24 protein-coding genes are annotated in these 23,298 nt (G+C 73.6%); 7 read left to right on the top strand and 17 right to left on the bottom strand.

The window, feature by feature from the left end; translation table 11 throughout:
- Nucleotides 1–61: 61 nt before the first annotated feature.
- The 3 genes from smc to IE245_RS20755 form a co-directional block, all read right to left on the bottom strand.
- Nucleotides 62–3,607: a chromosome segregation protein SMC gene (smc, locus tag IE245_RS20765; RefSeq protein ID WP_189949753.1), complete on the bottom strand. Its 3,546-nt coding sequence runs from the start codon at nt 3,605–3,607 to the stop codon at nt 62–64.
- 203 nt (nt 3,608–3,810) lie between these two features.
- The gene (locus IE245_RS20760) at nt 3,811–4,026 is read right to left on the bottom strand and encodes a hypothetical protein (RefSeq protein ID WP_169086434.1); all 216 of its coding nucleotides are present in this window, start codon (nt 4,024–4,026) and stop codon (nt 3,811–3,813) included.
- A gap of 420 nt (nt 4,027–4,446) precedes the next feature.
- Entirely contained in the window at nt 4,447–4,728 is a 282-nt protein-coding gene (locus IE245_RS20755; protein WP_189949751.1) for an acylphosphatase, read from the bottom strand.
- A 222-nt stretch (nt 4,729–4,950) separates the two neighbouring features.
- Between IE245_RS20755 and IE245_RS20750 the strand changes: the two genes are divergently transcribed.
- On the top strand, nt 4,951–5,925 hold the full coding sequence (locus IE245_RS20750; RefSeq protein ID WP_189949749.1) for a CAP domain-containing protein: 975 nt from the start codon (nt 4,951–4,953) through the stop codon (nt 5,923–5,925).
- A gap of 29 nt (nt 5,926–5,954) precedes the next feature.
- Nucleotides 5,955–6,338, top strand: a complete 384-nt coding sequence (locus IE245_RS20745; protein ID WP_189949747.1) for a winged helix-turn-helix transcriptional regulator — start codon at nt 5,955–5,957, stop codon at nt 6,336–6,338.
- Here the strand turns inward: IE245_RS20745 and mutM are convergent.
- From mutM to fakA, 9 genes are all read right to left on the bottom strand, one after another.
- On the bottom strand, nt 6,328–7,197 hold the full coding sequence (gene mutM / locus IE245_RS20740; protein WP_189949745.1) for a bifunctional DNA-formamidopyrimidine glycosylase/DNA-(apurinic or apyrimidinic site) lyase: 870 nt from the start codon (nt 7,195–7,197) through the stop codon (nt 6,328–6,330). The genes IE245_RS20745 and mutM overlap by 11 nt on opposite strands.
- 675 nt (nt 7,198–7,872) lie before the next feature.
- Complete coding sequence (gene rnc / locus IE245_RS20735; protein ID WP_189949743.1) at nt 7,873–8,667, bottom strand: ribonuclease III; 795 nt, start codon at nt 8,665–8,667, stop codon at nt 7,873–7,875.
- Between the two features lie 20 nt (nt 8,668–8,687).
- Nucleotides 8,688–8,861 carry a 50S ribosomal protein L32 gene (rpmF, locus tag IE245_RS20730; RefSeq protein ID WP_015036448.1) on the bottom strand — a complete coding sequence of 58 codons (174 nt, stop codon included), beginning with the start codon at nt 8,859–8,861 and terminating at the stop codon, nt 8,688–8,690.
- A 2-nt stretch (nt 8,862–8,863) separates the two neighbouring features.
- The gene (locus tag IE245_RS20725) at nt 8,864–9,502 is read right to left on the bottom strand and encodes a YceD family protein (RefSeq protein WP_229851425.1); all 639 of its coding nucleotides are present in this window, start codon (nt 9,500–9,502) and stop codon (nt 8,864–8,866) included.
- A 142-nt stretch (nt 9,503–9,644) separates the two neighbouring features.
- Nucleotides 9,645–10,670, bottom strand: a complete 1,026-nt coding sequence (locus IE245_RS20720; protein WP_189949741.1) for a F0F1 ATP synthase subunit B — start codon at nt 10,668–10,670, stop codon at nt 9,645–9,647.
- Between the two features lie 110 nt (nt 10,671–10,780).
- Nucleotides 10,781–11,260, bottom strand: a complete 480-nt coding sequence (gene coaD / locus IE245_RS20715) for a pantetheine-phosphate adenylyltransferase (protein WP_189949970.1) — start codon at nt 11,258–11,260, stop codon at nt 10,781–10,783.
- 26 nt (nt 11,261–11,286) lie between these two features.
- Nucleotides 11,287–11,868, bottom strand: a complete 582-nt coding sequence (gene rsmD, locus IE245_RS20710; RefSeq protein WP_189949739.1) for a 16S rRNA (guanine(966)-N(2))-methyltransferase RsmD — start codon at nt 11,866–11,868, stop codon at nt 11,287–11,289.
- A gap of 77 nt (nt 11,869–11,945) precedes the next feature.
- A complete protein-coding gene (recG, locus tag IE245_RS20705) occupies nt 11,946–14,144 on the bottom strand; it encodes an ATP-dependent DNA helicase RecG (protein ID WP_189949737.1) in 2,199 nt (732 codons plus the stop codon).
- A gap of 62 nt (nt 14,145–14,206) precedes the next feature.
- Complete coding sequence (gene fakA / locus IE245_RS20700; RefSeq protein WP_189949735.1) at nt 14,207–15,892, bottom strand: DAK2 domain-containing protein; 1,686 nt, start codon at nt 15,890–15,892, stop codon at nt 14,207–14,209.
- 231 nt (nt 15,893–16,123) lie between these two features.
- Between fakA and rpmB the strand changes: the two genes are divergently transcribed.
- Nucleotides 16,124–16,309, top strand: coding sequence for a 50S ribosomal protein L28 (gene rpmB / locus IE245_RS20695; protein WP_003957616.1), 186 nt, complete (start codon nt 16,124–16,126; stop codon nt 16,307–16,309).
- 159 nt (nt 16,310–16,468) lie between these two features.
- On the opposite strand, the gene thiD is transcribed toward rpmB, so the two are convergent.
- Nucleotides 16,469–17,272: a bifunctional hydroxymethylpyrimidine kinase/phosphomethylpyrimidine kinase gene (thiD, locus tag IE245_RS20690; RefSeq protein WP_189949733.1), complete on the bottom strand. Its 804-nt coding sequence runs from the start codon at nt 17,270–17,272 to the stop codon at nt 16,469–16,471.
- Nucleotides 17,269–18,231, bottom strand: coding sequence for a thiamine-phosphate kinase (locus IE245_RS20685; protein ID WP_189949731.1), 963 nt, complete (start codon nt 18,229–18,231; stop codon nt 17,269–17,271). The genes thiD and IE245_RS20685 overlap by 4 nt, the downstream gene beginning before the upstream one ends.
- 233 nt (nt 18,232–18,464) lie before the next feature.
- On the opposite strand from IE245_RS20685, the gene IE245_RS20680 reads away from it, so the two are divergent.
- The gene (locus IE245_RS20680) at nt 18,465–18,698 is read left to right on the top strand and encodes an Lrp/AsnC family transcriptional regulator (protein ID WP_189949729.1); all 234 of its coding nucleotides are present in this window, start codon (nt 18,465–18,467) and stop codon (nt 18,696–18,698) included.
- A gap of 20 nt (nt 18,699–18,718) precedes the next feature.
- Nucleotides 18,719–19,207 (top strand): DUF3515 domain-containing protein, encoded by a 489-nt coding sequence (locus IE245_RS20675; protein WP_189949728.1) that lies wholly within the window; start codon nt 18,719–18,721, stop codon nt 19,205–19,207.
- 102 nt (nt 19,208–19,309) lie between these two features.
- On the opposite strand, the gene IE245_RS20670 is transcribed toward IE245_RS20675, so the two are convergent.
- From IE245_RS20670 to IE245_RS20660, 3 genes are all read right to left on the bottom strand, one after another.
- On the bottom strand, nt 19,310–20,449 hold the full coding sequence (locus IE245_RS20670) for a D-alanine--D-alanine ligase family protein (RefSeq protein WP_189949726.1): 1,140 nt from the start codon (nt 20,447–20,449) through the stop codon (nt 19,310–19,312).
- An 81-nt stretch (nt 20,450–20,530) separates the two neighbouring features.
- The gene (locus IE245_RS20665) at nt 20,531–21,532 is read right to left on the bottom strand and encodes an NAD(P)H-dependent glycerol-3-phosphate dehydrogenase (protein ID WP_189949723.1); all 1,002 of its coding nucleotides are present in this window, start codon (nt 21,530–21,532) and stop codon (nt 20,531–20,533) included.
- Nucleotides 21,529–22,281 (bottom strand): lysophospholipid acyltransferase family protein, encoded by a 753-nt coding sequence (locus IE245_RS20660; RefSeq protein ID WP_189949721.1) that lies wholly within the window; start codon nt 22,279–22,281, stop codon nt 21,529–21,531. The genes IE245_RS20665 and IE245_RS20660 overlap by 4 nt, the downstream gene beginning before the upstream one ends.
- Nucleotides 22,282–22,409: 128 nt before the next feature.
- Here IE245_RS20660 and cofC point away from each other — a divergent pair, with 128 nt between their 5' ends.
- Together cofC and IE245_RS20650 are read left to right on the top strand one after the other, a co-directional pair.
- The gene (gene cofC / locus IE245_RS20655) at nt 22,410–23,057 is read left to right on the top strand and encodes a 2-phospho-L-lactate guanylyltransferase (protein WP_189949719.1); all 648 of its coding nucleotides are present in this window, start codon (nt 22,410–22,412) and stop codon (nt 23,055–23,057) included.
- Nucleotides 23,058–23,067: 10 nt separating this feature from the next.
- Nucleotides 23,068–23,277, top strand: a complete 210-nt coding sequence (locus IE245_RS20650; RefSeq protein ID WP_169086469.1) for a hypothetical protein — start codon at nt 23,068–23,070, stop codon at nt 23,275–23,277.
- Nucleotides 23,278–23,298: the final 21 nt, after the last annotated feature.

The following is a 23,298-nucleotide window of genomic DNA, read 5'->3' as shown; positions in this document are numbered from 1 at the left end:
CGGGAAGAGGACCGGTTACCCAGGATTTCCAGTGGCGCACACCTTGCGTCCCGCCACCACTTCAGTGGAGCCGCTGGCTGATGACCTTCGAGACGCCGTCGCCCTGCATGGAGACGCCGTACAGGGCGTCGGCGACCTCCATCGTCCGCTTCTGGTGGGTGATCACGATGAGCTGCGAGGACTCCTGGAGCTCCCGCATGATCCGGATGAGCCGCTGGAGGTTGGTGTCGTCGAGGGCCGCCTCGACCTCGTCCATGACGTAGAAGGGGCTGGGGCGGGCCTTGAAGATGGAGACGAGGAGGGCCACGGCGGTCAGCGAGCGCTCGCCGCCGGAGAGCAGCGAGAGCCGCTTGACCTTCTTGCCGGGCGGCCGGGCCTCGACCTCGACGCCGGTGGTGAGCATGTTGTCGGGGTCGGTGAGCACGAGCCGGCCCTCGCCGCCGGGGAAGAGGCGGGAGAAGACGCCCTCGAACTCGCGGGCGGTGTCGTGGTACGCCTCGGTGAAGACCTGCTCGACCCGCTGGTCGACCTCCTTGACGACCTGGAGCAGGTCGGCGCGGGTCTTCTTCAGGTCCTCCAGCTGTTCGGAGAGGAAGCGGTGGCGGTCCTCCAGGGCGGCGAACTCCTCCAGGGCCAGCGGGTTGACCTTGCCGAGCTGCTGGAAGGCGCGCTCGGCCGCCTTCAGTCGCTTCTCCTGCTCCGAACGGATGAACGGGCGGGGCTGGTTGCGGGGGTCGGCCGGGTCCTCGGGGAGGGTCTCGCCCTCGGCGGGCGGTGACGGCGGAACGGGTTGGTCGGGGCCGTACTCGGCGGTGAGCGCGCCCGGCTCGACGCCGAACTCCTCCAGCGCCTTCGTCTCCAGCTGTTCGATCCGCAGCCGCTTCTCGGCGCCCAGGACCTCGCCGCGGTGGACGGAGTCGGTGAGCTTGTCCAGCTCGGTCTTGAGCTCGCGGCCGCGGGTGCGGGCGGCGGCGAGGCCCTGCTCGCGGTCGGCGCGGGCGGCGGCGGCCGCGGCGCGCTCGCGCTCGGCGCGCTCCAGGGAGACCTCGGCGTGGGCGAGGAGGGTACGGGCTCCGCCGGCGACGGCGCGGGCGACGCGGGCCTCGTGGCGGAGGCGGGCGCGGCGCTGCTCGGCACGCGCGCGTGCCTCCCGTTCGGCGCGGGCGGCCCGGTCGAGGGAGTCGGCGCGGCCGGCCAGGCCCTTGACCCGTTCCTCGTGGGTGCGGACCTGGAGGCGGGCCTCCATCTCGGTCTGGCGGGCGTTGGAGCCGTCGATGGCGAGCCGGTCGCGGACGGAGGTGTCGGGCTCCTCCTCGGCGGGGGTCTCCTCGGCGACGAGGAGCCGTTCGGCGAGTTCCTCGGCCTCGGCGCCGGCGCGTTCCAGGGCCTCCCGGGCGCGGGCGACGGCGGCGGCGGTCCGTTCGGCCTCGCCGGCCGCTCCCCTGGCCTGGCCGGCGAGCCGGCCGAGGGCCTGGGCGACGGTCGCCCTCTCCTTCTCGGCGGTGCGCCGGAGGGCGTCGAGCTCGTCGACGCGGGCGGCGGCGGCCCGGCGGTGTTCGGCGGCCTCCTCCGTGGCGCGGGCCGCTTCCTCGCAGCGGAGGGCGAGTCCGGCGAGCTCGGCGGCGGCCTCGTCGACCTGGGCCCGGACTTCGAGGAGGCTGGGGGCTCCGGCGGAGCCGCCCTGGGCGTGGTGGGCGCCGAGCAGGTCGCCCTCGGCGGTGACGGCGGTGAGGCGGGGGTGGGCGCGGACGAGTTCCAGGGCCTCGTCGAGGCCGTCGACGACGACGGTGCCGTCGAGCAGCCGGCGTGCGGCGGCGACGAGCCCGGCGGGCCCGGTGACGAGTCCGGCGGCGGCCACGGCGCCCGGGGGCAGGGGCGCCGGGTCGTCCTCCTCCGCGGCGGCCAGGAGCAGGGTGGCGCGGCCGGCGTCCTGTTTGCGGAGCAGGCGGAGGGCCTCGGCGGCGGCGGCGGGCCCGTCGGCGGCGACGGCGTCGGCGGCGGCGCCGAGCGCGGCGGCGACGGGGATCTCGTAACCGGGGGTGACGGTGAGGAGTTCGGCGGCGGGGCCGAGGATCCCGGCGAGTCCCGCGGAGAGCAGGGCACCGGTGCCGTCCTTGCGGCGCAGGCCGAGGGCGAGGGTGTCGTGCCGGGCGCGGGTGGCGGCCCGGCGGCTCTCGGCGTCGGCGCCGGCCTCGCGGGCGGCGCTCAGCGCGGTCTCCGCGTCGGCGAGGGCGCGACGGGCCTCCTCGTACCGCTCGCCGTGGGCGGTGTCGGCGGCGTCGAGGCCGTCGACCTCGGCCTTGAGCCGCTCGTACTCCTCCTGGGCGGTGACGGCCCGGTCGGCGGCCTCGTCACGGGCGGCGGCGAGCCGGTCGATCTCGGCCTGGGCGGAGGCGGCGCGGGAGCGGGCGGCGTTGACCTGGCCGTGCAGCCGGGCGAGGCCCTCGCGGCGGTCGGCGAGGGCGCGGGCGGCGTCCTTGAGGCGGCGCTCCTCGGCGGCGAGGGCCCGTTCCAGTTCGGCCCGGTGCTCGACGGTGTCCTCCAGGGCCCGCTCGGCGGCCTCCAGGGCGGCCTCCAGCTCGGCCTCCTGTTCGCGGACGCGGGCGGCCTCGCGCTCCAGATCCTCGGGGTCGCGGCCGCGCCGCTCCTCGGCGGGGGCGTCGGTGGCGCTCTTCACGCGCGCGTCGGCGAGGGAGATCGTGCCGCGGACGCGTTCGGCGAGCTGGGAGAGGGCGTACCAGTTCTGCTGGGCGCGCTCCAGGCGCGGGGCGAGGGCGCGGACCTCGGCCTCCAGGGCGGCCTCGTGGGCGAGGGCGGCGCGCAGCTCCTCCTCGGTGGCCTCCTTGCGGGCCAGGAGGGCGGCCTCGTCGGCGAGTTCGGCGTCCAGGGCGCGCCGGTGGCGGACGAGGTCGTCGGCGAGGAGGCGGAGCCGGGCGTCGCGGAGGTCGGCCTGGATGACGACGGCGCGGCGGGCGACGGCGGCCTGCCGGCCGAGCGGTTTGAGCTGCCGGCGCAGTTCGTCGGTGAGGTCCTGCACGCGCGCGAGGTTGGCGCGCATCGCGTCGAGCTTCCGCAGCGCCTTCTCCTTGCGCTTGCGGTGCTTGAGGACTCCGGCGGCCTCCTCGATGAAGGCGCGCCGGCCCATGGGGTCGGCGTGCAGCACCGAGTCGAGCTGTCCCTGGCCGACGATGACGTGCATCTCGCGGCCGATGCCGGAGTCGGAGAGGAGGTCCTGGATGTCGAGGAGCCGGCAGGTGTCGCCGTTGATCTGGTACTCGCTGCTGCCGCCCCGGAACATGATCCGGGTGATCGTCACCTCGGCGTAGTCGATCGGCAGGGCGCCGTCGGAGTTGTCGATGGTGAGCGAGACCTCGGCGCGGCCGAGCGGCGGGCGCCCGGTGGTGCCGGCGAAGATGACGTCCTCCATCTTGCCGCCGCGCAGCGACTTGGCGCCCTGTTCGCCCATGACCCAGGAGAGGGCGTCGACGACGTTGGACTTGCCGGAGCCGTTGGGACCGACGACGCAGGTGATTCCCGGTTCGAACCTCAGCGTGGTGGCGGAGGCGAACGACTTGAATCCGCGGAGCGTCAAGGCCTTGAGGTGCACCCACGGGACTCTACCCGGGGTGTCGCGTTTCGCCCGTGATCGCGCAGGGCAGACCCTCCGGTGAGAAGCGCCGTGACGACAGTGGACCGGGGCGACGCACGGGGGACGGGGGCCGCCAGGGACACGAGGGCCAGAAAAGAAGGGACGCCGAAGCGTCCCTTGCCTATTCAGCTGTTCCCACCTGAGCCCGTCGGGCCTGGGTGTCAGGTGAGCGCAGGCTCTGCCTGGGGTACGTCGAGGTCGATGCGGTCGAGCAGCGACTCGCCCTGCTGAGCGGCGGCAGCGTTGAGCGCGTCGTTCTCGGTCTGGATCCGAACGAGCTCGGATTCCAGATCCTGGACGCGCTGCTGAAGCCGTCGCATCTCGGCGAGGAGTCGCGGGTCGGAGCCGCCGACGTAACCGAGAAGCGCCTTTGCCATGATGAGTGGTCCTCCACACTGAGTGACCGACCGATTGCGGTGTGGGTCGTGAGGGATGGATTCGCACCCGCGGTGCTCGGCAGTACCTGAGTCGTGCCGGTGTTCTACTGCCACACAGCTAAGGTGCGCGGGGCTTCCAGAGTCTCACCAAAAAGTTTGACGGTCAACACGATCACGCCCCGACGGGTGCGGCGGACGGGGAGTTCGCAGCCGCGACGCAGGCGGCGGCGCCTCTCGACCCGTGTGCTCCGGGGCGTGGTGATGATCCTTACCCGGGAAGCCTTGCACGAGTGCCGAAACTTGGCAACCACCAGGCAGGACGCCCGTTCACCCGCGTTCACCGGTGCGAAACCGGGCCCCGCCCCGGGGCCCGTCGAGGGCGTCCGGAGGGGGCCTGCGAAGGCGGTCCGGGCGGGGGGGTCAGCGGATGGCGAAGCCCTCGTACCCGCCGCGGGGTGTGCCCCATATCTCGGTGACACCGTCCACGCGGCCGGGCGTGTCCCCGGTCCGCAGCCACTCCAGGAGACGGTGGCAATGGTCACTCGGCCCCTCGGCCACCACCTGCACCCGGCCGTCGTCGAGGTTCAGGGCGAAGCCGGTGAGGCCGCCGATCTCCAGAGCGTTTGCCCTGGTGAACCAGCGGAAGCCCACTCCCTGTACCCGTCCGCGCACCCAGGCGGTCATCCGTACATCGTCACTCATGGCTGCACGCTAGCGGGCGAATTGCTCGAAGGGCACGTCGCGGCGGCTTTTCATGGCGTACAGTCCCACGGAATGCGCCTCACCCGCACGGGTGCGCACCGCTCGGCCGTCCGCACGGAGCGTCACGCTCAGCGGAACTCCATGCCGAAAGCAAAGGCCGCAAAGATCCAGTAGCGAAGATCCGTCGGGATCCCGCACAGCCAGCTCAGGGAGGCAGGGCAGATGGGACGCCACCGTCGCTCCGGCGCCGCGCCCGCCGAGGCAGATTACGCGACCGGCACCGACCTCGGTCACGGGGGTGCCCGCCGCAAGCGGCGCCGCTCCGTCCGCACCGGACTGATCGGCGCCTCGGCGGCCGTCGTCGTCGGCGCCGCCGCCGTCGCGGTCGCCGCACCGGGAATCCTCCCCGGCGGCGACGACCTCACCGCGGGCGGCGCCGGCAGCAGCCGCCCCACCGCCACGGAGACCCGGCAGACCCCCGAGCTGACCACCCAGGGCGGGGCCACCCGCACTCCGGCCGAGGCCTCGACGACCACCGGCGCCGCGGACGGCTCCCGGAGCGCGAAGAAGTCCGCCGCCCCGGCCACCACCAAGGCCACGCCCACCCCCACGAAGACCGCGACCCCCTCCCCCACGCCGTCGAGGACGCGCGCCGCGGCCCCCGCGCCCACCACCACCCCGGCCGAGCCGGAGCCGTCACGGACGACGAAGGCCCCGGCCACCACCCAGGCCGCCCCGGCACCCACCACCACGACCCGGGCCCCCGCCGAGAAGACGGCCGAGGAGACGGCCGAGCCGGCCGGTTCCACCGCCGACCGCGCGGACGCGGCCGAGGCCGAGGTGCTGCGCCTGGTGAACGCCGAGCGCGCGAAGGTCGGCTGCTCCCCCGTCCAGCCCTCCGCCGGCCTGGCCCGGCTCGCCGGCGCCTTCAGCGCCGACATGGCCGCCCGGAACTTCTTCGACCACACCGACCCCGACGGCGCCACCCCCTGGTCCCGCGCCGAGGCCGCCGGCATCAGCGGCCTCGGCGCCGAGAACATAGCCCGCGGCCAGGTCGACGCGACCGCCGTGATGGTCTCCTGGATGAACAGCGACGGCCACCGCGCCAACATCCTGAACTGCGACCTCACCCGCCTCGGCGTCGGCGTCCACTTCGCCGACGGCGGCCCGTGGTGGACCCAGGACTTCGGCTACTGAACCCGCCGCCCCGCGGTTACCGTGGGGGCATGAGCGACGATCCGGCCTTCGACGTGTTCGCGCGCGGGTGTGCCTCGCGGGTGACGCTGGAGCACATCACCGGACGGTGGGGCGGCCTCACCCTCTCCGCCCTGTACGAGGGCTCCTTCCGCTTCAACGAGCTGCGGCGGCGGGTCGACGGCGTCAGCGAGAAGATGCTGGCGCAGACGCTGCACGCCCTGGAGCGGGACGGCCTGGTGCACCGGGAGGCGCGGCCGGTCAGTCCGCCCCGGGTCGACTACCGGCTGACGCCGCTGGGGCGGGACGTCGCCGAGCGCCTCGTCGGGCTGATCGCACTGGTCGAGGGGCGGATGCCGGAGGTCGTCGCGGCCCGGGAGGCGTACGACTCCGAGCGCGCCGCCGTCACGGGCTGACGCGCGGCGGGCGCTGGCAGCGCGGGCAGAAGTAGCTGGAGCGGTTCATCCAGGCGCGGCGACGCATCGGGGTGCCGCAGCGGCGGCAGGGCTCGTCCTCGCGCCCGTAGGCGTCGAGCGAGCGGTCGAAGTAGCCGGACTCGCCGTTCACGTTCACGTAGAGGCTGTCGAAGCTGGTGCCGCCGGCGGCGAGGGCCGCGTTCATCACGTCGCGGACGTGGCCGAGGAGCTCGGCCGAGCGCGGGCGGGTGAGGGTGGCGGTCGGCCGGTCGTAGTGCAGCCTGGCCCGCCACAACGCCTCGTCGGCGTAGATGTTGCCGACGCCGCTGATCAGCGACTGGTCGAGGAGTGCCCGCTTGATCGTGGTGCGGCGCAGCCGGAGCGCGGCCTGGAAGACGGCGTCGTCGAAGGCCGGGTCGAGCGGGTCGCGGGCGATGTGCCCGATGACGTCCGGCAGCCCGTCGGCGCTGTCGGGGGCCATGTCGTGCAGCGAGAGCCCGCCGAAGGTGCGCTGGTCGACGAAGCGGAGCTCCGTACCGGCCCGGTCGTCGAAGCGTATCCGGATCCGCAGGTGCTTCTCGTCGGGAGCGCCCTCCGGCTGCACCAGGAGCTGCCCGCTCATCCCGAGGTGGCCGAGGACGGAGGTGCCGGTGCCGGCGAGCGGCAGCCACAGGTACTTGCCGCGGCGGCGGGCCGGCTCGAAGCGCTGTCCGGTCAGCCGGGCCGCGAAGTCCGCGCCGCCCGCGGGGTGGCGCCGGACGGCCCGGGGGTGGAGGACCTCCACCCCGGCCACGGTCCGGCCGGCGACCCAGCGCTCCAGCCCGCGCCGGACGACCTCGACCTCGGGCAGCTCGGGCACGGGACTCCTCCGGAAGGGGTACGGGGTGGTGGTCCTCGCAGCCTACCGCCCGGGCACCCCGGGAAAGGCCCCGGAATCCGCCGCGAAAGCCCGGACTCCCCCGGAGAACGCCCCCATGAGCGCCCCGGGAAGCACCCCGCGGAGGGCCCGGGGACGCCCCACGAAGGACCCGGGGAACGCCCCGGGAAGGGCACGGGGAACGCCCCGCGAAGAACCTGGGGACGCCCCACGAAGAACCCGGGGACGCCCCACGAAGGACCCGGGGAACGCCCCGCGAAGAACCTGGGGACGCCCCACGAAGAACCCGGGGGCGCCCCGCGAAGGACCCGGGGAACGCCCCGGGAAGGGCTCAGGAAAGGCCCCGCGCCTCCTCCGGGGTCGCCCCGACGAGGACCCGCAGGAAGCCCCGGCGTCTCCCTCGGGGTCGCCCCGGCAAGGACCCGCGGGGAGCCCCGGCGTCTCCCTCGGGGTCGCCGGCAAGGGCCCGGGGAGAGTCCCGGGGTCGCCCCGGGGTCGCCCCGGGGGCTTCTCCCGGAAACGGCTCCGCCCGCCCCTGGTGGGGGGCGGGCGGGAAGAACTCCGCTGAAGGACGCGGCTGCGCTCACGCGAGGTCGGCGTGGTCGCGCGAGCGATCAGGCTCGGGCCTCAGGCCGCGGGCGTCGGGCGTGCAGACGTTCAGGCGGTGGCCGGGGTGGCCCCGTCCGTCCGGTCCTGCTCGCCGGTCGCACCGGCCCCGGCCGCGGCCTTGGCCACCGCCGCCCGCTCGTCCGCGGCCGCGCGAATGGCGCGCCACGCGGACTCGGCGGCCTGCTGCTCCGCCTCCTTCTTGCTGCGGCCGGTGCCGGTGCCGTACGAGACACCACCGACGCGGGCGGCAGCAGTGAAGGTCTTCTCGTGGTCCGGGCCCTCCTCGGAGACGAGGTACTCCGGAACGCCGAGCCCCTCGGCCGCGGTGAGCTCCTGGAGGCTGGTCTTCCAGTCCAGGCCGGCACCGAGGTTCGAGGACTTCTCGATCAGCGGGTCGAAGAGCCGGTGCACCAGCTCGGACGCCGCGTCGAGGCCCTGGTCGAGATAGACCGCGCCGATCACCGCTTCGAGGGTGTCGGCGAGGATGGATGCCTTGTCCCGGCCGCCCGTGCCCTCTTCGCCCCGGCCGAGCCGGATGAAGGAGCCCAGGTCGAGGCCGCGCCCGACGTCCGCCAGCGCACGCGAGTTGACCACCGCGGCCCGGAGCTTGGCCAGCTGGCCCTCCGGAAGATCGGGGTGGGTGCGGTAGAGGGTGTCGGTGACCACCAGGCCGAGCACGGAGTCCCCGAGGAACTCCAGGCGCTCGTTGGTGGGCAGACCGCCGTTCTCGTACGCGTACGAGCGGTGGGTCAGCGCACGCACCAGAAGGGCGGACTCGAGGTGATACCCGAGCCGCCCTTCCAGAAGCGTGTGGGACGAGGCGCTGTTGATGTTGTCAGACATCGTGCCTCTCACCAGCCCGCTCAGACCGAGAGGACCTGGCGCTTGTTGTAGGTGCCGCAGCTCGGGCACGCGATGTGCTGCAGCTTCGGCTCCTGGCAACGCTCACACGAAACCAGGGTGGGGACCGCAGCCTTCCACTGCGACCGGCGGTGGCGCGTGTTGCTGCGCGACATCTTCCGCTTCGGAACAGCCACGGCTACTTCTCCTGCTTCTCGTCGACACCGGTAGCGGCGTCGCTCATGTTGTCCTTCTCGTCGGCTCCCAGCGAACCGGCGAGTTCCTGCAGTGCCGCCCAACGGATGTCGGTGGCGTCGTGGTGGTGGTCGGGGTGGTCGTTCAGGTTGATTCCGCACTCGGAACACAGACCCGCACAGTCCTCCCGGCACACCGGCTGCATGGGCAGCGCGAGTACCACTGCGTCACGCAGCACGGGTTCGAGGTCGAACATGCCGTCCTCGAGGGGGATCATGCTCTCGTCTTCATCGTCCTCGTCGTCCGCGGCCGCTTTGACACGGCCCCGGTCGTCGGATTCCGGGTACGAGAACATCTCCTGGAAGTCCGCGTCGAGCTCCAGCTCGACGGGCTCCAGACACCTTACGCACTCCCCCTCGGCCGATGCACGGGCGGTGCCTGTGACAAGCACCCCTTCCATGACGGACTCGAGTCGGAGTTCGATCTCCACCGGAGCGCCCTCGGGCACTCCGACGACCCCGGCGACACCGAGATCGGCGGGCGCGTCGACCGTGCGGGAGATCCGCTGGAGGGCACCGGGACGCCGCCCCAGCTCGTGCGTGTCGAACACGAGGGGGTTGCGGTGGTCGAGGCGCGTGCTCAGGGTTCTTCCTGCTTTCGGATCGTTCGCGTCGCAAAGTCTTGACGGCTGCCGCTTGCGGACAGCAGGGATCGCGGGAATACACGCGACCGAAGAGCCAGGATACTGGACGCTTCGCCCTGGGCCCAATCGGCCCCCGCTCCGGCTACTGCCCCTGCTCGTAGCGGCGCAGCTGCTCCAGATCGATCATGCTCGTGTCGAAGAAGCTGGTCTCGTCGAGCGCGGCCGCCCGGGGCTGCTCCTGGTAGCCGTACGGGTCGGCCTGCTGGGGCTGCTGCTGGTACGCGTACGGGTCCTGCTGCTGGTACGCGTAGGGGTCCTGCTGCTGGTAGCCGTACGGGTCGGCCTGCTGGGGCTGCTGCTGGTAGCCGTAGGGGTCCTGCTGGGCGGGGATCTGCGCGGCGACCGGGGCGGGGGCGGCCACGGGGGCGACGGGCTCCGGGTCGGCGAGCTCCGCGAGGCCGGCGAGGTAGTCGGCGTCGCTGGTGTGCACCGAGGGGCCGAGGCCCTCCTGGGCGGCCATGTGCTCGCCGAGGGCGTCGGTGGCGATCCGGCCGTGCAGCTTCTGCCGGCCGCGGCCGACGGCCTCCAGGGTCTTGGAGAGGACCGCCTCGAAGGCGCCCAGCTTGGCGTCCACGTACTCGTCGGCGCGGGCGATCAGGGTCCCCGGGTCCGCGCTGTACTCGGGGGCGTCCTCGTCGGCGTAGCCCCGCTCGTCCAGGCCCGGGCCGCGGCCGAGGAGCTTCTCGCGGCCGCGGTCGACGGAGCCGATGGTCTTGTTGAGGACGACCTCGAAGTTGGCGAGCTTGGAGTCGACGTACTCGTCGGCCTCGGCCCGGACCTCCTCGGCCTCGCGCCGGGCCTCGGCGAGGATCCGGTCGGCCTCCTCCTGGGACTGCCGGGCGATCTGGGTGTCGGAGACGATGGTGCCGCGCTCGGCGTGGGCGGCCTCGATGATCCGCTCGGCCTCCTGGCGGGCCTGCTCGACCATCTGCTCGCGCCCGCCGATCAGCTCCTGGGCCTGGGCGAGGGAGTTCGGCAGGGCGTCCCGCACCTCTTCGAGGAGGGCGAGGAGATCGGCGCGGTTCACCACGCAGGAGGCCGACATGGGCATCGAGCGGGCGTTCTGTACGGTCGCGACGATCTCGTCGAGCTTCTTCTGCACGTCCACCGGGTGCTCGCCACTCTCTACAGCTGGATGGAGACGGACGGGACGACTGTAAGGGCAGTCGCGGCCCGTCCGACACCAGGTGACGGAGCGTCAGCGGCGGTGGCCGCGCGTCACTTCTGCGCGAGTCGTTCGGTGAGCCGGCCGAGGACCGCCGGAGGCACCAGGTGGGAGACGTCGCCGCCCCAGGCCGCGACCTCCTTGACCAGGGAGGACGACAGGAAGCTGTAGGTGGGGTTGGTGGGCACGAAGAGCGTCTCGACGCCCGACAGGCCGTTGTTCATCTGGGCCATCTGGAGCTCGTAGTCGAAGTCGCTGACCGCGCGCAGGCCCTTGACGATGGCGGGGATGTCCCGCTGCTTGCAGAAGTCGACGAGCAGGCCGTGGAAGGACTCCACCTCGACGTTGCCGAAGTCGGCGGTGACCTCGCGGATCAGCTCTATCCGCTCCTCGACCGCGAACAGGCCCTTCTTGGACTGGTTGATCATCACCGCGACGTGCACGACGTCGTACAGCTTGGAGGCGCGGGCGATGATGTCGAGATGTCCGTTGGTGATGGGGTCGAACGACCCCGGGCAGACGGCGCGGCGCACCTTGGTTCCCTCGCTCTCCGGTCCGGTCATCGTGCGTCTTCGCACGTAGAGGCGGCGCGACCGTACCAAAACGTTCCCTCGCCGTAGCGGCGGGACCGCAGTGGTTCGAAGCCGTCCGGCCAGCCGAAGGAGCCGCCTCGGGTGCTGCGTTCCACGGTCACGACCGCATCCTCGCTCAGCCAGCCCCCCGAGCGCAGTGTGAGGAGGATCTCCCGCAGCTCCTCGTCCGCGACCGCGTAGGGCGGGTCGAGGAAGACGAGGTCGTAGGGCTCGGCCGGGGCCGGTCCCGTGACGATCTGCTCGGCCCTGCCGGTGCGGGCCTCGGCGCCGGGCAGGCCGAGCGCGGCCACGTTCTCCCGGACGGTGCGGGCGGCGCGGGCGTCGGCTTCGACGAGCAGGGCGTGGACCGCGCCGCGGGAGAGCGCCTCCAGGCCGACGGCGCCGGAGCCGGCGTACAGGTCGGCGACCCGGCTGCCCTCGATGCCGTGGAGCGCCTCCCAGGTGGAGAAGAGGCCCTCGCGCGCCCGGTCGGAGGTGGGGCGGGTGCCGTTGCCCGGAGGCACGGCCAGGCGCCGCCCGCCGGCGGTGCCGGCGATCACGCGGGTCATCGGTTTCCTCGTCGTCCTCGGCTGCTGGTTGTCCGTTGCGCACGCAACAGGGAACCAGCTTAGGGCGGCTCTCTCCTTCAGCCCTTCTCCAGGTACTCCTCCCGCTCCTCGCTCAGCAGGGCGTCCAGGGCGGTGCGCAGCCCCGGGTGGGCCTCCAGGTCGGGGTCGGCGAGGACGAGGGCGGTGGCCTCCTCGCGGGCGGCGGCGATGACCTCCTCGTCGTCGATGACGGCGAGGACCCGCAGGGAGGAGCGGACGCCGGACTGGGCCTGGCCGAGGACGTCGCCCTCGCGGCGCTGTTCGAGGTCGATCCGGGAGAGCTCGAAGCCGTCGAGGGTGGAGGCGACGGCGCCGAGGCGCTGGCGGGCGGGGCTCGCCTCGGGCATCTCGGTGACGAGGAGGCAGAGGCCGGGGGCGGAACCGCGGCCGACGCGGCCGCGGAGCTGGTGGAGCTGGGAGACGCCGAAGCGGTCGGCGTCCATGATCACCATGGCGGTGGCGTTGGGCACGTTGACGCCGACCTCGATGACGGTGGTGGCGACGAGGACGTCGAGCTCGCCGGCGGCGAAGCGGCGCATCACGTCGTCCTTGTCGTCGGGGTGCATGCGCCCGTGCAGGACGGCGATCCGCAGCCCGGCGAGGGGGCCCTCGGCGAGCTTCTCGGCGACGTCGAGGACGGCGAGCGGGGGCCGCTTCTCGGCCTCGTCCCCGGTGGAGGGCTTGCGCTTGGCGGCCTTCTTCTCGTCCTCCTCGTCACCGATGCGGGGGCAGACCACGTACGCCTGGTGGCCGTTCTCGACCTCCTCGCGGACCCGCTCCCAGGCGCGGGCGAGGAAGTGCGGCTTGTCGGCGGCGGGGACGACGTGGCTGGCGATCGGGGAGCGTCCGGCGGGCAGCTGGTCGAGGACGGAGGTCTCCAGGTCGCCGAAGACGGTCATGGCGACGGTCCGCGGGATCGGGGTGGCCGTCATGACGAGGAGGTGCGGGGGCTGCTTGCCCTTGCCGCGCAGGGCGTCGCGCTGCTCGACGCCGAAGCGGTGCTGCTCGTCGACGACGACCAGGCCCAGGTCGTGGAACTTGACCTTGTCCTCGATGAGGGCGTGCGTGCCGATGACGATCCCCGCCTCGCCGGTGACCAGGTCGAGCAGGGCCTGCCGGCGGGCGGCGGCCCCCATGGACCCGGTGAGCAGCACGACCTTGGTGGCCCTGTCGGCGCCGCCGAGCATGCCCCCCTCGGCGAGCTCGCCCATCATCTCGGTGACCGACCGGTGGTGCTGCTGGGCGAGGACCTCGGTGGGCGCGAGCATCGCCGCCTGTCCCCCGGCGTCGACGACGGCGAGCATGGCCCGCAGGGCGACCATGGTCTTCCCGGAGCCGACCTCGCCCTGGAGGAGGCGGTGCATGGGGTGGTCGGTGGCGAGGTCGTCGAAGATCTCCGTCGAGACCTTGGTCTGGCCGTCGGTGAGGGTGAAGGGGAGCTTGGCGTCGAAGGCGGTGAGGATGCCGTCGGCGGCGGGGCGGCGGGGGACGGCGGGGAGCTGGGTGTCGGCGTGCCGGCGGCGGGCGAGGGCGACCTGGAGGACGAAGGCCTCGTCCCACTTGAGCCGTTCGCGGGCGGCGGCGACGTCGGCCTTGGTGCGGGGGCGGTGGATCAGGCGCAGGGCGTCGGGCAGTTCGGCGAGGCCTCGGCCCTCGCGCAGGGCGGAGGGGAGCGGGTCGACGGCGTCGGCGGCGCTCGGCAGCACGGCGTCGACGGCCTTGGCGATCTTCCAGGACTCCAGCTTGGTGGTGGCCGGGTAGATCGGGATGAGCGCGCTCGCCCAGGCGTCCACGGCCACGTCGCCGTCGCCGCGCAGGAGTTCGTAGGCGGGGTGGGCGAGCTGGAGGCGGCGGTTGAAGAGCGAGACCTTGCCGGAGAACATCGCGCGGGTGCCGGGCAGCAGGTCGTGGTGGGGCTTGTGGACGCCCTTGCCGAAGAAGACCAGCTGGAGCCGGCCGGAGCCGTCGGTGATGCTGACTTCGAGGCGCTGACCGCGGCCCTTGGCGCCGTTGAAGGTGTGCACGCGGGCGTCGGCGACCTGGGCGACGACCGTGACGTGCTCGTCGAGGGGCAGGTCGGAGAGCGTGGTCAGCTCGCCCCGCTCCGCGTACCGCCGGGGGTAGTGGTGGAGGAGGTCGCCGACCGTGTGCAGGTCGAGGGCCTCGGCCATGACCTTGGCGGTGGCGGGGCCGAGGGACTTCTTGAGGGGTTCGTCGAGCGCGGGCACGCGTTCCATTGCACACCACCGGACCGACAGCCGGGGCGAGGCCCGGGGACAACCCGCCGGGCGGGGTCCGGCTACTCGACGCCGACGAGCAGCGGCGGGGCGCCTTCGCCCGCGTGGTAGGTGACGGTGTCGACGGCCAGGTAGCCGCGGCGGACGTGGGCTTCGAGGGTGTCGGCGAGACCGGGCGGGGCGCTGTCGGCGACGACGAGGGTGACGAGTTCGCCGCCGGCCTGGAGCATCCGGTCGAGGACGGTGAGGGCGGTGGCGGTGAGGTCCTGGCCGATGACGGCGACGTCGCCCTCGATGAGGCCGAGGACGTCGCCGGCCTGGCAGACGCCGGCGCTGGTGAAGGACTGGCGGGCGGCGACGGCGAGTTCGGCGTAGCGGGTGGCGCCGGCGGCGGCGGTCATGGCGACGACGTCCTCGTCGAAGCTGCGCCCGGGTTCGTGGACGGCGAGGGCGGCGATGCCCTGGACGGCGGCCCGGGTGGGGATGAGGGCCACCCGGATGCCCTCGGCGCGGGCCCGTTCGGCGGCGGAGGCGGCGGCGGTCCGCAAGTCGGTGTCGTTGGGCAGGAGGACCACCTCGCGCGCGTGGGCGCGGCGTACGGCGTCGAGGAGTGCGTCGCCGGTGGGCGGTTCGCCGGGCCTGGCCTGGAGGGTGGTGGCACCGGCCTCGGCGCAGAGTCCGGCGAGGCCCTCGCCGGGGAGGACGGCGACGACGGCCCGGTGGGCCCGCTCCCCGCGCGCGTCGGCGGGTTCCCGGTCGGCGCGGGCGGGCGCGGGGGCGGCGGCGAAGTGGGTGACGCGGATCCGGTGCGGCCGGCCGGCCTCGATCCCGGCCTCGACGGCGGCGCCGGCGTCGTCGACGTGGACGTGCACGTTCCAGAGTCCGTCGCCGCCGACGACGACGAGGGAGTCGCCGAGGGCGTCGAGCCGGGCCTTGAGGAGTTCGACGGCGGCGTCCTCGGCCTCCAGGAGGTAGAGGACCTCGTAGCCGGGGCCCTGCTCGCCGTCGTGGCCGCAGCCCTCCCCCGGCCGCTCGGGCAGGGCGCGTACCGCCGGGGACGGCGGCAGCGGTTCCGGGGCCCGCCCGGTCACCGTCTCCACGAGCGCGCCGAGGACCGTCACCAGGCCCTGTCCCCCGGCGTCCACGACTCCGGCGCGGCCGAGCACGGCCAGCTGGCCGGGGGTGGCCTCCAGGGCCGTCCTGGCCCCGTCGTAGGCCTTCCTGGCCACCTCCGGGAGGGTGCCGCCGTCGGCGCAGCCGGCCGCGGCGGCGGAGGCGACGGTGAGGATGGTGCCCTCCTCGGGGTGGGCGACGGCGGCGCGGGCGGAGGCGGCGGCGGTGCCGAGGGCGCGGGCGAGGTGGTCGCCGTCGCCGCCGTCGGCGAGGACGGCGGCCATGCCGCGCAGCAGCTGGGACAGGATGGTGCCGGAGTTGCCGCGGGCGCCGAGGAGCGCGCCGTGGGCCAGGGCCCGTACGGCGTCGGCGGTGCCGGGCGCGGAGGCCCCGGCGGCCCCGGGGGCGGTGAAGACGGCCTCGACGGCGCGGTGGCCGGCGTCGGCGGTCAGGTAGAGGTTGGTGCCGGTGTCGCCGTCGGCGACCGGGAAGACGTTGATGGCGTCGATCGCGGCCCGCTCCCGGCCGAGGGCCTCGGCCGTCCGCGCGCTCCAGGCCCGGACCGCCTCGGCGTCGAGGACGAGACGCTCGTCACCGCGGGCGGCGGGGTCGGAGGGCTGGGGGGCTCGCGACAACGGGGGTCCTCCTTCGGCGGTGAAGTCCACCGCAGGGTAGACCGGGGGCTTCCGGGTGCGGGGGCCGGGACGGCGTCGGACCGGACCGTGGTAGTTTCGTTCCACCGGAGCAGTCGTTGTATGCTGCTTCGGTTGCCCGGCACTCGCCGGGCCATCCCCGGCAAGCCACTTCAGACTCCTGATTCCGGTGCGCCGGATCTCACTGTAAATCTGAAGTCTTTGGAGTGACCCGTGGCTGCCAACTGCGACGTCTGCGGCAAGGGGCCGGGCTTCGGCAACAACATTTCGCACTCGCACCGCCGTACGTCTCGTCGCTGGAACCCGAACATCCAGCGTGTGCGTGCCGTGGTCGGTCGGACGCCGAAGCGGCTCAACGTCTGCACCTCGTGCATCAAGGCCGGCAAGGTCTCGCGCTAATCGCGACGTTTCCGTGTCGTAGCGCAGCCCCTGCGGTTGCCTGGGAGGGCCGGTCCACCTCGGTGGACCGGCCTTCCGCCTTTTCCGCGACACACACCGTGCCCGCATGACGCGAAGGGCGGGTCCGGCCTCGGGGGCCGGGCCCGCCCTTCGTCGTGCTCAGCGGCGCCGTTCCCACCCGTGGTCCACGGGCCCGATGCCCTCCCCCAGGGCGAAGCCGGCGGCGAGGGCCCCGGTCACGTACGCCTTCGCCTCCCGTACGGCCTTCGGCACGGGCAGTCCCTTGGCGAGGCCGGACGCGACCGCCGAGGCGAGCGTGCAGCCCGTGCCGTGGGTGTGCCGGTTGTCGTGCCGGGGGGCGTACAGCCAGTGCTCGTCGGTGCCGTCGGTGAGGAGGTCCACGACCTCGGCGGCGTCCCCGGGCAGGTGGCCGCCCTTGATGAGCGCCCAGCGCGGTCCGTACCCGAGGACCGCGTCGGCGGCCCGGCGCATTCCGTCCTCGTCCTCGACGACGATTCCCGTGAGCTGCGTCACCTCGTCCAGGTTGGGCGTGGCGACGGTCGCGGCCGGGAGCAGCCGCGTCCGTACGGATTCCAGGGCGGTGGCGGCGAGCAGCGGATCGCCGTGCTTGGAGACGCCCACGGGGTCGACGACCACCGGCGCGTCCGTCCCGGCGAGGAGCTCGGCGACGGTCTCGACGAGCGGGGCGGTGGCGAGCATGCCGGTCTTGACCGCGTGGACGCCGATGTCGTCGACGACGGCCCGGTACTGGGCGCGGACGGCCTCCTCGGGGAGTTCCCAGACCCCGTGGACCCCGCGCGAGTTCTGCGCGGTGACGGCGGTGACGACGCTCATCCCGTGGACGCCGAGGGCGAGCATGGTCTTGAGGTCGGCCTGGATGCCGGCGCCGCCGCCGGAGTCGGATCCGGCGACGGTGAGGACCAGCGGCGGCCGGGCGTTCACTCGGTCTCCCCGAAGTGGTCCCAGCCGCCGGCGCTGTGCCAGGGAGCGCCGTCGACGGTCACCTGGGGCAGCGCGGAGGGGGCGATGACCTCGCCGATCACCTTCCAGCGGGCGGGCAGCTTCACGTCCGGCGGGAAGGTGGCGACGATCGCGTGGTCCTCGCCGCCGGTGAGGACCCACTGGAGCGGGTCGACGCCGACGGCCTGGCCGATGTCGTGCATCTGGCCGGGGATGTCGATGAGTCCGGAGCGCAGGTCGATGCGGACGTTGCTGGCCTCGGCGATGTGGCCGAGGTCGGCGATGAGGCCGTCGCTGACGTCGCACATGGCGGTGGCGCCGAGCCCGGCGGCGGCCGGACCCGCGTGGTACGGCGGCTCGGGGCGGCGGTGGGCCTCGACGAAGGCGCGCGGCGAGCGGAAGCCCCGGGAGAGGACCGCGTAGCCGGCGGCGGACCAGCCGAGCCAGCCGGTGTAGGCGACGACGTCGCCGGGCTGCGCGCCGCCCCGGGTGACCGGGTCGGCGTTGCGGAGGTCGCCGAGGGCGGTGATGGAGACCATGATCGTGTCGCCGCGGACGACGTCGCCGCCGACCACCGCCGCGCCCGCGACCTGACACTCGTCGCGCAGCCCGTCCATGAGTTCCGTGGGCCAGGTGACGGGGAGTTCCGCGGGGACGACGAGGCCGAGGAGGAGGGCGGTGGGGACCGCGCCCATGGCGGCGATGTCGGCGAGGTTCTGCGCGGCGGCCTTGCGGCCGACGTCGTACGCCGTCGACCAGTCGCGGCGGAAGTGCCGTCCTTCGAGCAGGATGTCCGTGCTGGCCACCACGCGCCGGTCCGGGGCGGAGACCACGGCGGCGTCGTCGCCCGGCCCGATCCGTACCGCCGGGGTGGAGGTGAGCCGGGACGTGAGCTCCCTGATGAGCCCGAACTCGCCCAGTTCTCCGACTGTGCCCTTCACCGCGTCTCACCTCGTGTCGTCGTGCCGGCCGGCCGTCGGCGGAGCGTCCGCTCGCGCCGCGGGTCGCGGGCCGTCACCGTGCTGGGTACCGTCAAGTTGACCGTCAACTTCCGTCCTGTGTACGCCACGCCCCGAGCGCTCCGGAAGGCGCGGGTCTCCCCGCGGCTTCCGGCGACGCGGTACCGTGGCGTCTCTTTCTCCCACAAGATCCTCGTGGCCGCCCTGGAGGTTCCGTGGTACAGGCGTACATCCTGATTCAGACCGAGGTGGGCAAGGCGTCGAGCGTCGCCGACACCATCTCCAAGATCCCGGGGGTGATCCAGGCAGAGGACGTGACCGGACCGTACGACGTGATCGTGCGGGCGCAGGCCGACACGGTCGACGACCTCGGCCGCATGGTGGTCGCGAAGGTCCAGCAAGTGGACGGCATCACGCGCACCCTGACCTGCCCGGTCGTCCATCTGTAGCCCCCGTCTACCCTTGGCCGGTGACCTCTTCCCACCGGCCCCTCGGCCTGCCCGCCGCGGCCGCCGTCCTGCTGCTGGCCGTGACCGGCTGCTCCTCCGGCGCCCAGGCGTCCGTGCCGGTGCCGACTCCGCCCGCGGCGGAGGCGGCGCTCTGCCGTGCGCTGGCGGAGGAGCTCCCGGACACCGTCGCGGGGCAGGAGCGGAGCGATCCGTCTCCCGACTCCGAGCTGACCGCCGGGTGGGGGGACGGAGCGATCGTACTGCGCTGCGGGGTCGACCGGCCCGAAAAGATGAGCGATCCGCAGGCGCAGGGCGTCTCCGCCGAGGGCGTGCGCTGGATGCTGGAGCAGCCCGAGCAGGGCGGCCCCCGCTTCACCTCGGTGTACCGGAAGACCTACGTCGAGGTCGCCCTGGACGAGCGGTACGCCCACGACGTCGGCCCCCTGGTGGACCTGGCGGGACCGGTGGACCGGACGGTGCCCTGCGCCCTGGAACCCGAGTGCCGTTAGGCCGTCTCTTCCGGATCACGCCGGGCTCACGACGCCCGGCGTGATCCGGAAGAGACGGCCTAGGCGCCGGCCGGGCCGGGACCGGCCGGCGCCCCGCGGGGGTCAGCGCAGGCCCGTGGAGCGGGTCAGCGCGGCCTGGATCAGCCGGTCGACCAGCTCGGGGTAGCTCACGCCGCTCTCCTGCCACATGCGCGGGTACATGGAGATCGGGGTGAAGCCGGGCATGGTGTTGATCTCGTTGATGACGAAGTCGCCGTCCTCGGTGAGGAAGAAGTCGGCGCGGACCAGGCCCTCGCAGGAGACCGCCTCGTAGGCGGCGACGGCCAGGCGCTGGACCTCGGCGGTGGCCTCGTCGCCGATCGGGGCGGGCACAAGACCGGAGGCCGAGTCGATGTACTTGGCCTCGAAGTCGTAGAAGTCGTGGTCGGTGACCGGCGGGATCTCGGCGGGCACGCTGGCGCGCGGGCCGTCCTCGAACTCCAGGACGCCGCACTCGATCTCGCGGCCGCGCAGCAGCGCCTCCACGATGATCTTCGGGTCGTAGCGACGGGCCTCCTCGACGGCCTCGTCGAGGCCGGAGAGGTCGTCGACCTTGGTGATGCCGACGGAGGAGCCGCCGCGGGCCGGCTTCACGAAGAGCGGCCAGCCGTGGTCGGCGGCGAACTCGACGATCTTCTTGCGGGCCTCGGCCGGGTTGCGGTCCCACTCGCGCGGCCGGATGACCTCGTACGGGCCGACGGGCAGGCCGTAGGAGACGAAGACCCGCTTCATGTACTCCTTGTCCTGGCCGACGGCGGAGGCGAGGACGCCCGCGCCGACGTACGGGATGCCGGAGAGCTCCAGGAGGCCCTGGAGGGTGCCGTCCTCACCGTAGGGGCCGTGGAGCATGGGGAAGACGACGTCGACCTCGCCGAGGGCCTGCGGCAGCGAGCCGGGCTCGTGCAGGACGACCTCGCGGCTGGCCGGGTCGACCGGGAGGACCACACCGCCGGTCGCGGACTCGGCGAGCTGGGCGACGTCCGGCAGGGAGCGCTCGGCGATCGCCATCCGCTCCGGGGCGTCGGCGGTCAGGGCCCAGCGCCCCTCCCGGGTGATGCCGATGGGCAGCACGTCGTACTTGGTCCGGTCGATGGCCTTGAGGACGGCGCCGGCGGTGACGACGGAGATGGCGTGCTCGGAGCTGCGTCCGCCGAAGACGACGGCCACGCGCGGCTTGCGGGGGCTCTGGGTGTTCTCGCTCATATCGCGATGAGCGTACCTTGCGGTGTCCGAACTCCTGAGCGCCCCGCTGGCCGCCTCGCGCGGACGGCTCAGCGTCCCGGGTCAGCGCCTTTCGGGTTTGGCGCTGCGCGACATGAGCTCCTTCAGGGCGACCGTCGGCGGCTTTCCGTCGTGGACGATCGAGACGACGGTCTCGGTGATGGGCATGTCGACGCCGTGGCGGCGGCCCAGATCGAGCACCGACTCGCAGGACTTGACGCCCTCCGCGGTCTGCTTGGTGGCCGCGACGGCCTCCTGGAGGGTCATCCCGCGGCCGAGGTTGGTGCCGAAGGTGTTGTTCCGGGAGAGCGGCGAGGAGCAGGTGGCGACGAGGTCGCCGAGGCCCGCGAGACCGGAGAAGGTGAGCGGGTCGGCGCCCATGGCGAGGCCGAGGCGGGTGGTCTCGGCGAGGCCGCGGGTGATGAGCGTGGCCTTGGAGTTGTCGCCGAGGCCCATGCCGTTGGCGATGCCGACGGCGAGGCCGATGACGTTCTTCACCGCGCCGCCGAGCTCGCAGCCGACCACGTCGGTGTTGGTGTACGGGCGGAAGTACGGGGTGATGCAGGCGGCCTGGAGCCGCTGGGCGACCGACTCGTCGACGCAGGCGGCGACGGCGGCGGCGGGCTGCCGGGCGGCGATCTCACGGGCCAGGTTGGGGCCGGTGAGGACGGCGACGCGCTCGGCGGGGACGTCGGCGACCTCGCTGATGACCTCGCTCATCCGCTTGGCGGTGCCGAGTTCGATGCCCTTCATGAGGGAGACGAACACGGTGCCGGGGCCGAGCTTCGGCGCCCAGGCGGCGAGGTTCTCGCGCAGGGTCTGGGAGGGGACGGCGAGGACGGCGAAGTCGGCTCCCTCGGCGGCCTCGGCCGCGTCGGCGGTGGCCGTGATCCCCCGGGGGAGTTCGACGCCGGGCAGGTAGTCGGGGTTGGTGCGGGTGGTGTTGATGGTCTCGGCGAGCGCGGGGCGGCGGCCCCAGAGGCTCACCTCGCAGCCCGCGTCGGCCATCACCATGGCGAAGGCGGTGCCCCAGGACCCGTTGCCGAAGACGGCGGCCTTGGTCATGCGGCGTCCCCCTCGACGGCCTTGCGGCGCAGGGCCCGACGGGCGCGGCGCGGATCGTACGGTTCGGCGGGGGCCTTCTCGCCGCGGACCTCCTCCAGGAGGGCGGTGATGGCGGCCATGATCGTCTCGGTGGCCTCGCGCAGCACCTCGGGGGTGGGCTCCAGGCCGTCGAAGCGGGAGAGGTCGACCGGCGGGCCGGCCTGCACGATCAGCGTCTTGCGCGGGAAGAAGCTGAACTTGTCCTTCTTGGCGTACGGCGGCATCGCGAGGTTGGCGCCCCACTGGGCCACCGGGATGACGGGCACCTTGGTGAGCAGCGCGACGCGGGCGGCGCCGGTCTTGCCCGGCATGGGCCACATGTCGGGGTCCCGGGTGAGGGTGCCCTCGGGGTAGAAGGCGACGCACTCGCCCCGCTCGATGGCGTCCACGGCGGCGCGGAAGGCGTCCAGGGCGTTCGCGGTCTCGCGGTAGACGGGGATCTGGCCGGTGTTGCGGAGCATGGTGCCCACGAACCCGCCCTTGAAGAGCCCCGCCTTGGCCAGGAAGCGGGGCACCCGGCCGGTGTTGTACTGGTAGTGCGCGTACGAGAGCGGGTCCAGGTAGGAGTTGTGGTTGACCGCGGTGATGAAGCCGCCGTCGGCCGGAATGTGCTCCATGCCGCGCCAGTCCCGCTTGAACAGAACCACCAGGGGGGGTTTGGCGATGACCGCCGCGAGGCGGTACCAGAAGCCGATTCTGCGGCGGGGCACTCGGCGCACCTTTCTCCGGGTCTTGCTGGCAGGGGGTCAAGTGTCGCCCCATGCTCCTGCTGTGTCGAGTGACACCGTACGCCCCGGGGACAGGCCCGTACCGCCGGGGCGGGACAGAATGGGCGGCGATGAACACGGAAGCGGACGACGGCTGGTCTCTGGTCGTGCCCCTCAAGCCCCTGGCCCTGGCGAAGAGCCGGCTGGCCCCCGCGGCGGGGGAGCTGCTGCGGCCCCGCCTCGCCCTGGCCTTCGCCGAGGACACGGTGGCGGCGGCCCTGGACTGCCCGGAGGTCCGGGACGTGGTGGTGGTCACGGACGACCCGGCGGCCGGCCGGGCGCTGGCCGCGCTGGGGGCGCTGGTGGTGCCGGACGTCCCGGCGACGGGGCTCAACGCGGCGCTCGCGCACGGCGCCCGGGCGGTACGGGAGCGGCGGCCGCACGCGCGCGTGGCGGCGCTGAACGCCGATCTGCCGGCGCTGCGTCCGGCGGAGCTGGCGCGGGTCCTGGCGGCCGCCCGGCAATTCCCGAGGGCATTTCTCGCGGATGCCGCCGAAATAGGTACGACATTCCTCTCGGCGGCGCCGGGGGTGGAATTGGAACCGGCATTCGGTGGCGCGTCGCGGCTTCGGCATTTGTCTTCGGGTGCGGTGGAAATCACGCTGGCCGGGGTGGATTCCGTGCGCCGGGACGTGGACACCGGCGAGGATCTGGCGGCGGCGGGTTCGCTGGGCCTGGGCCCGCGGACGGCGGCCCGGCGGCCGGCGGCGGCCGGATAGGCTGCGGTCCATGCAGGCGACCGCGTACACGTACGACCCCGAGACCCGCAGCGGCAGTGTGCTGCTCGACGACGGCACCCCGGTGGAGTTCGGGGCGGAGGCCTTCGACGCGGGCGGCCTGCGGTTGCTCCGTCCGGGGCAGCGGGTGCGGATCGAGACGGAGCCGGGCGCCCCGGGCGCGGCCCCGCGGATCACGCTGGTGACGCTCCAGACCTTCTGAACCCGCCGCGCGCTCCCCCGC

It is taken from the genome of Streptomyces roseolus (genome assembly GCF_014649855.1).
GTDB classification, from domain to species: Bacteria; Actinomycetota; Actinomycetes; order Streptomycetales; family Streptomycetaceae; genus Streptomyces; species Streptomyces roseolus.
Note: the sequence above shows the minus strand (reverse complement) of the source record. Positions and strands in the feature narration are given on the sequence as shown.

Excerpts from the sequence above, each read along its gene's own strand:
- IE245_RS20760 (WP_169086434.1), bottom strand. The coding sequence starts at position 4,026 with ATGGCAAAGGCGCTTCTCGGTTACGTCGGCGGCTCCGACCCGCGACTC.
- IE245_RS20755 (WP_189949751.1), bottom strand. The coding sequence starts at position 4,728 with ATGAGTGACGATGTACGGATGACCGCCTGGGTGCGCGGACGGGTACAG.
- IE245_RS20750 (WP_189949749.1), top strand. The coding sequence starts at position 4,951 with ATGGGACGCCACCGTCGCTCCGGCGCCGCGCCCGCCGAGGCAGATTAC.
- IE245_RS20745 (WP_189949747.1), top strand. The coding sequence starts at position 5,955 with ATGAGCGACGATCCGGCCTTCGACGTGTTCGCGCGCGGGTGTGCCTCG.
- rnc (WP_189949743.1), bottom strand. The coding sequence starts at position 8,667 with ATGTCTGACAACATCAACAGCGCCTCGTCCCACACGCTTCTGGAAGGG.
- rsmD (WP_189949739.1), bottom strand. The coding sequence starts at position 11,868 with ATGACCCGCGTGATCGCCGGCACCGCCGGCGGGCGGCGCCTGGCCGTG.
- recG (WP_189949737.1), bottom strand. The coding sequence starts at position 14,144 with ATGGAACGCGTGCCCGCGCTCGACGAACCCCTCAAGAAGTCCCTCGGC.
- IE245_RS20670 (WP_189949726.1), bottom strand. The coding sequence starts at position 20,449 with ATGAGCGAGAACACCCAGAGCCCCCGCAAGCCGCGCGTGGCCGTCGTC.
- IE245_RS20665 (WP_189949723.1), bottom strand. The coding sequence starts at position 21,532 with ATGACCAAGGCCGCCGTCTTCGGCAACGGGTCCTGGGGCACCGCCTTC.
- cofC (WP_189949719.1), top strand. The coding sequence starts at position 22,410 with ATGAACACGGAAGCGGACGACGGCTGGTCTCTGGTCGTGCCCCTCAAG.
- IE245_RS20650 (WP_169086469.1), top strand. The coding sequence starts at position 23,068 with ATGCAGGCGACCGCGTACACGTACGACCCCGAGACCCGCAGCGGCAGT.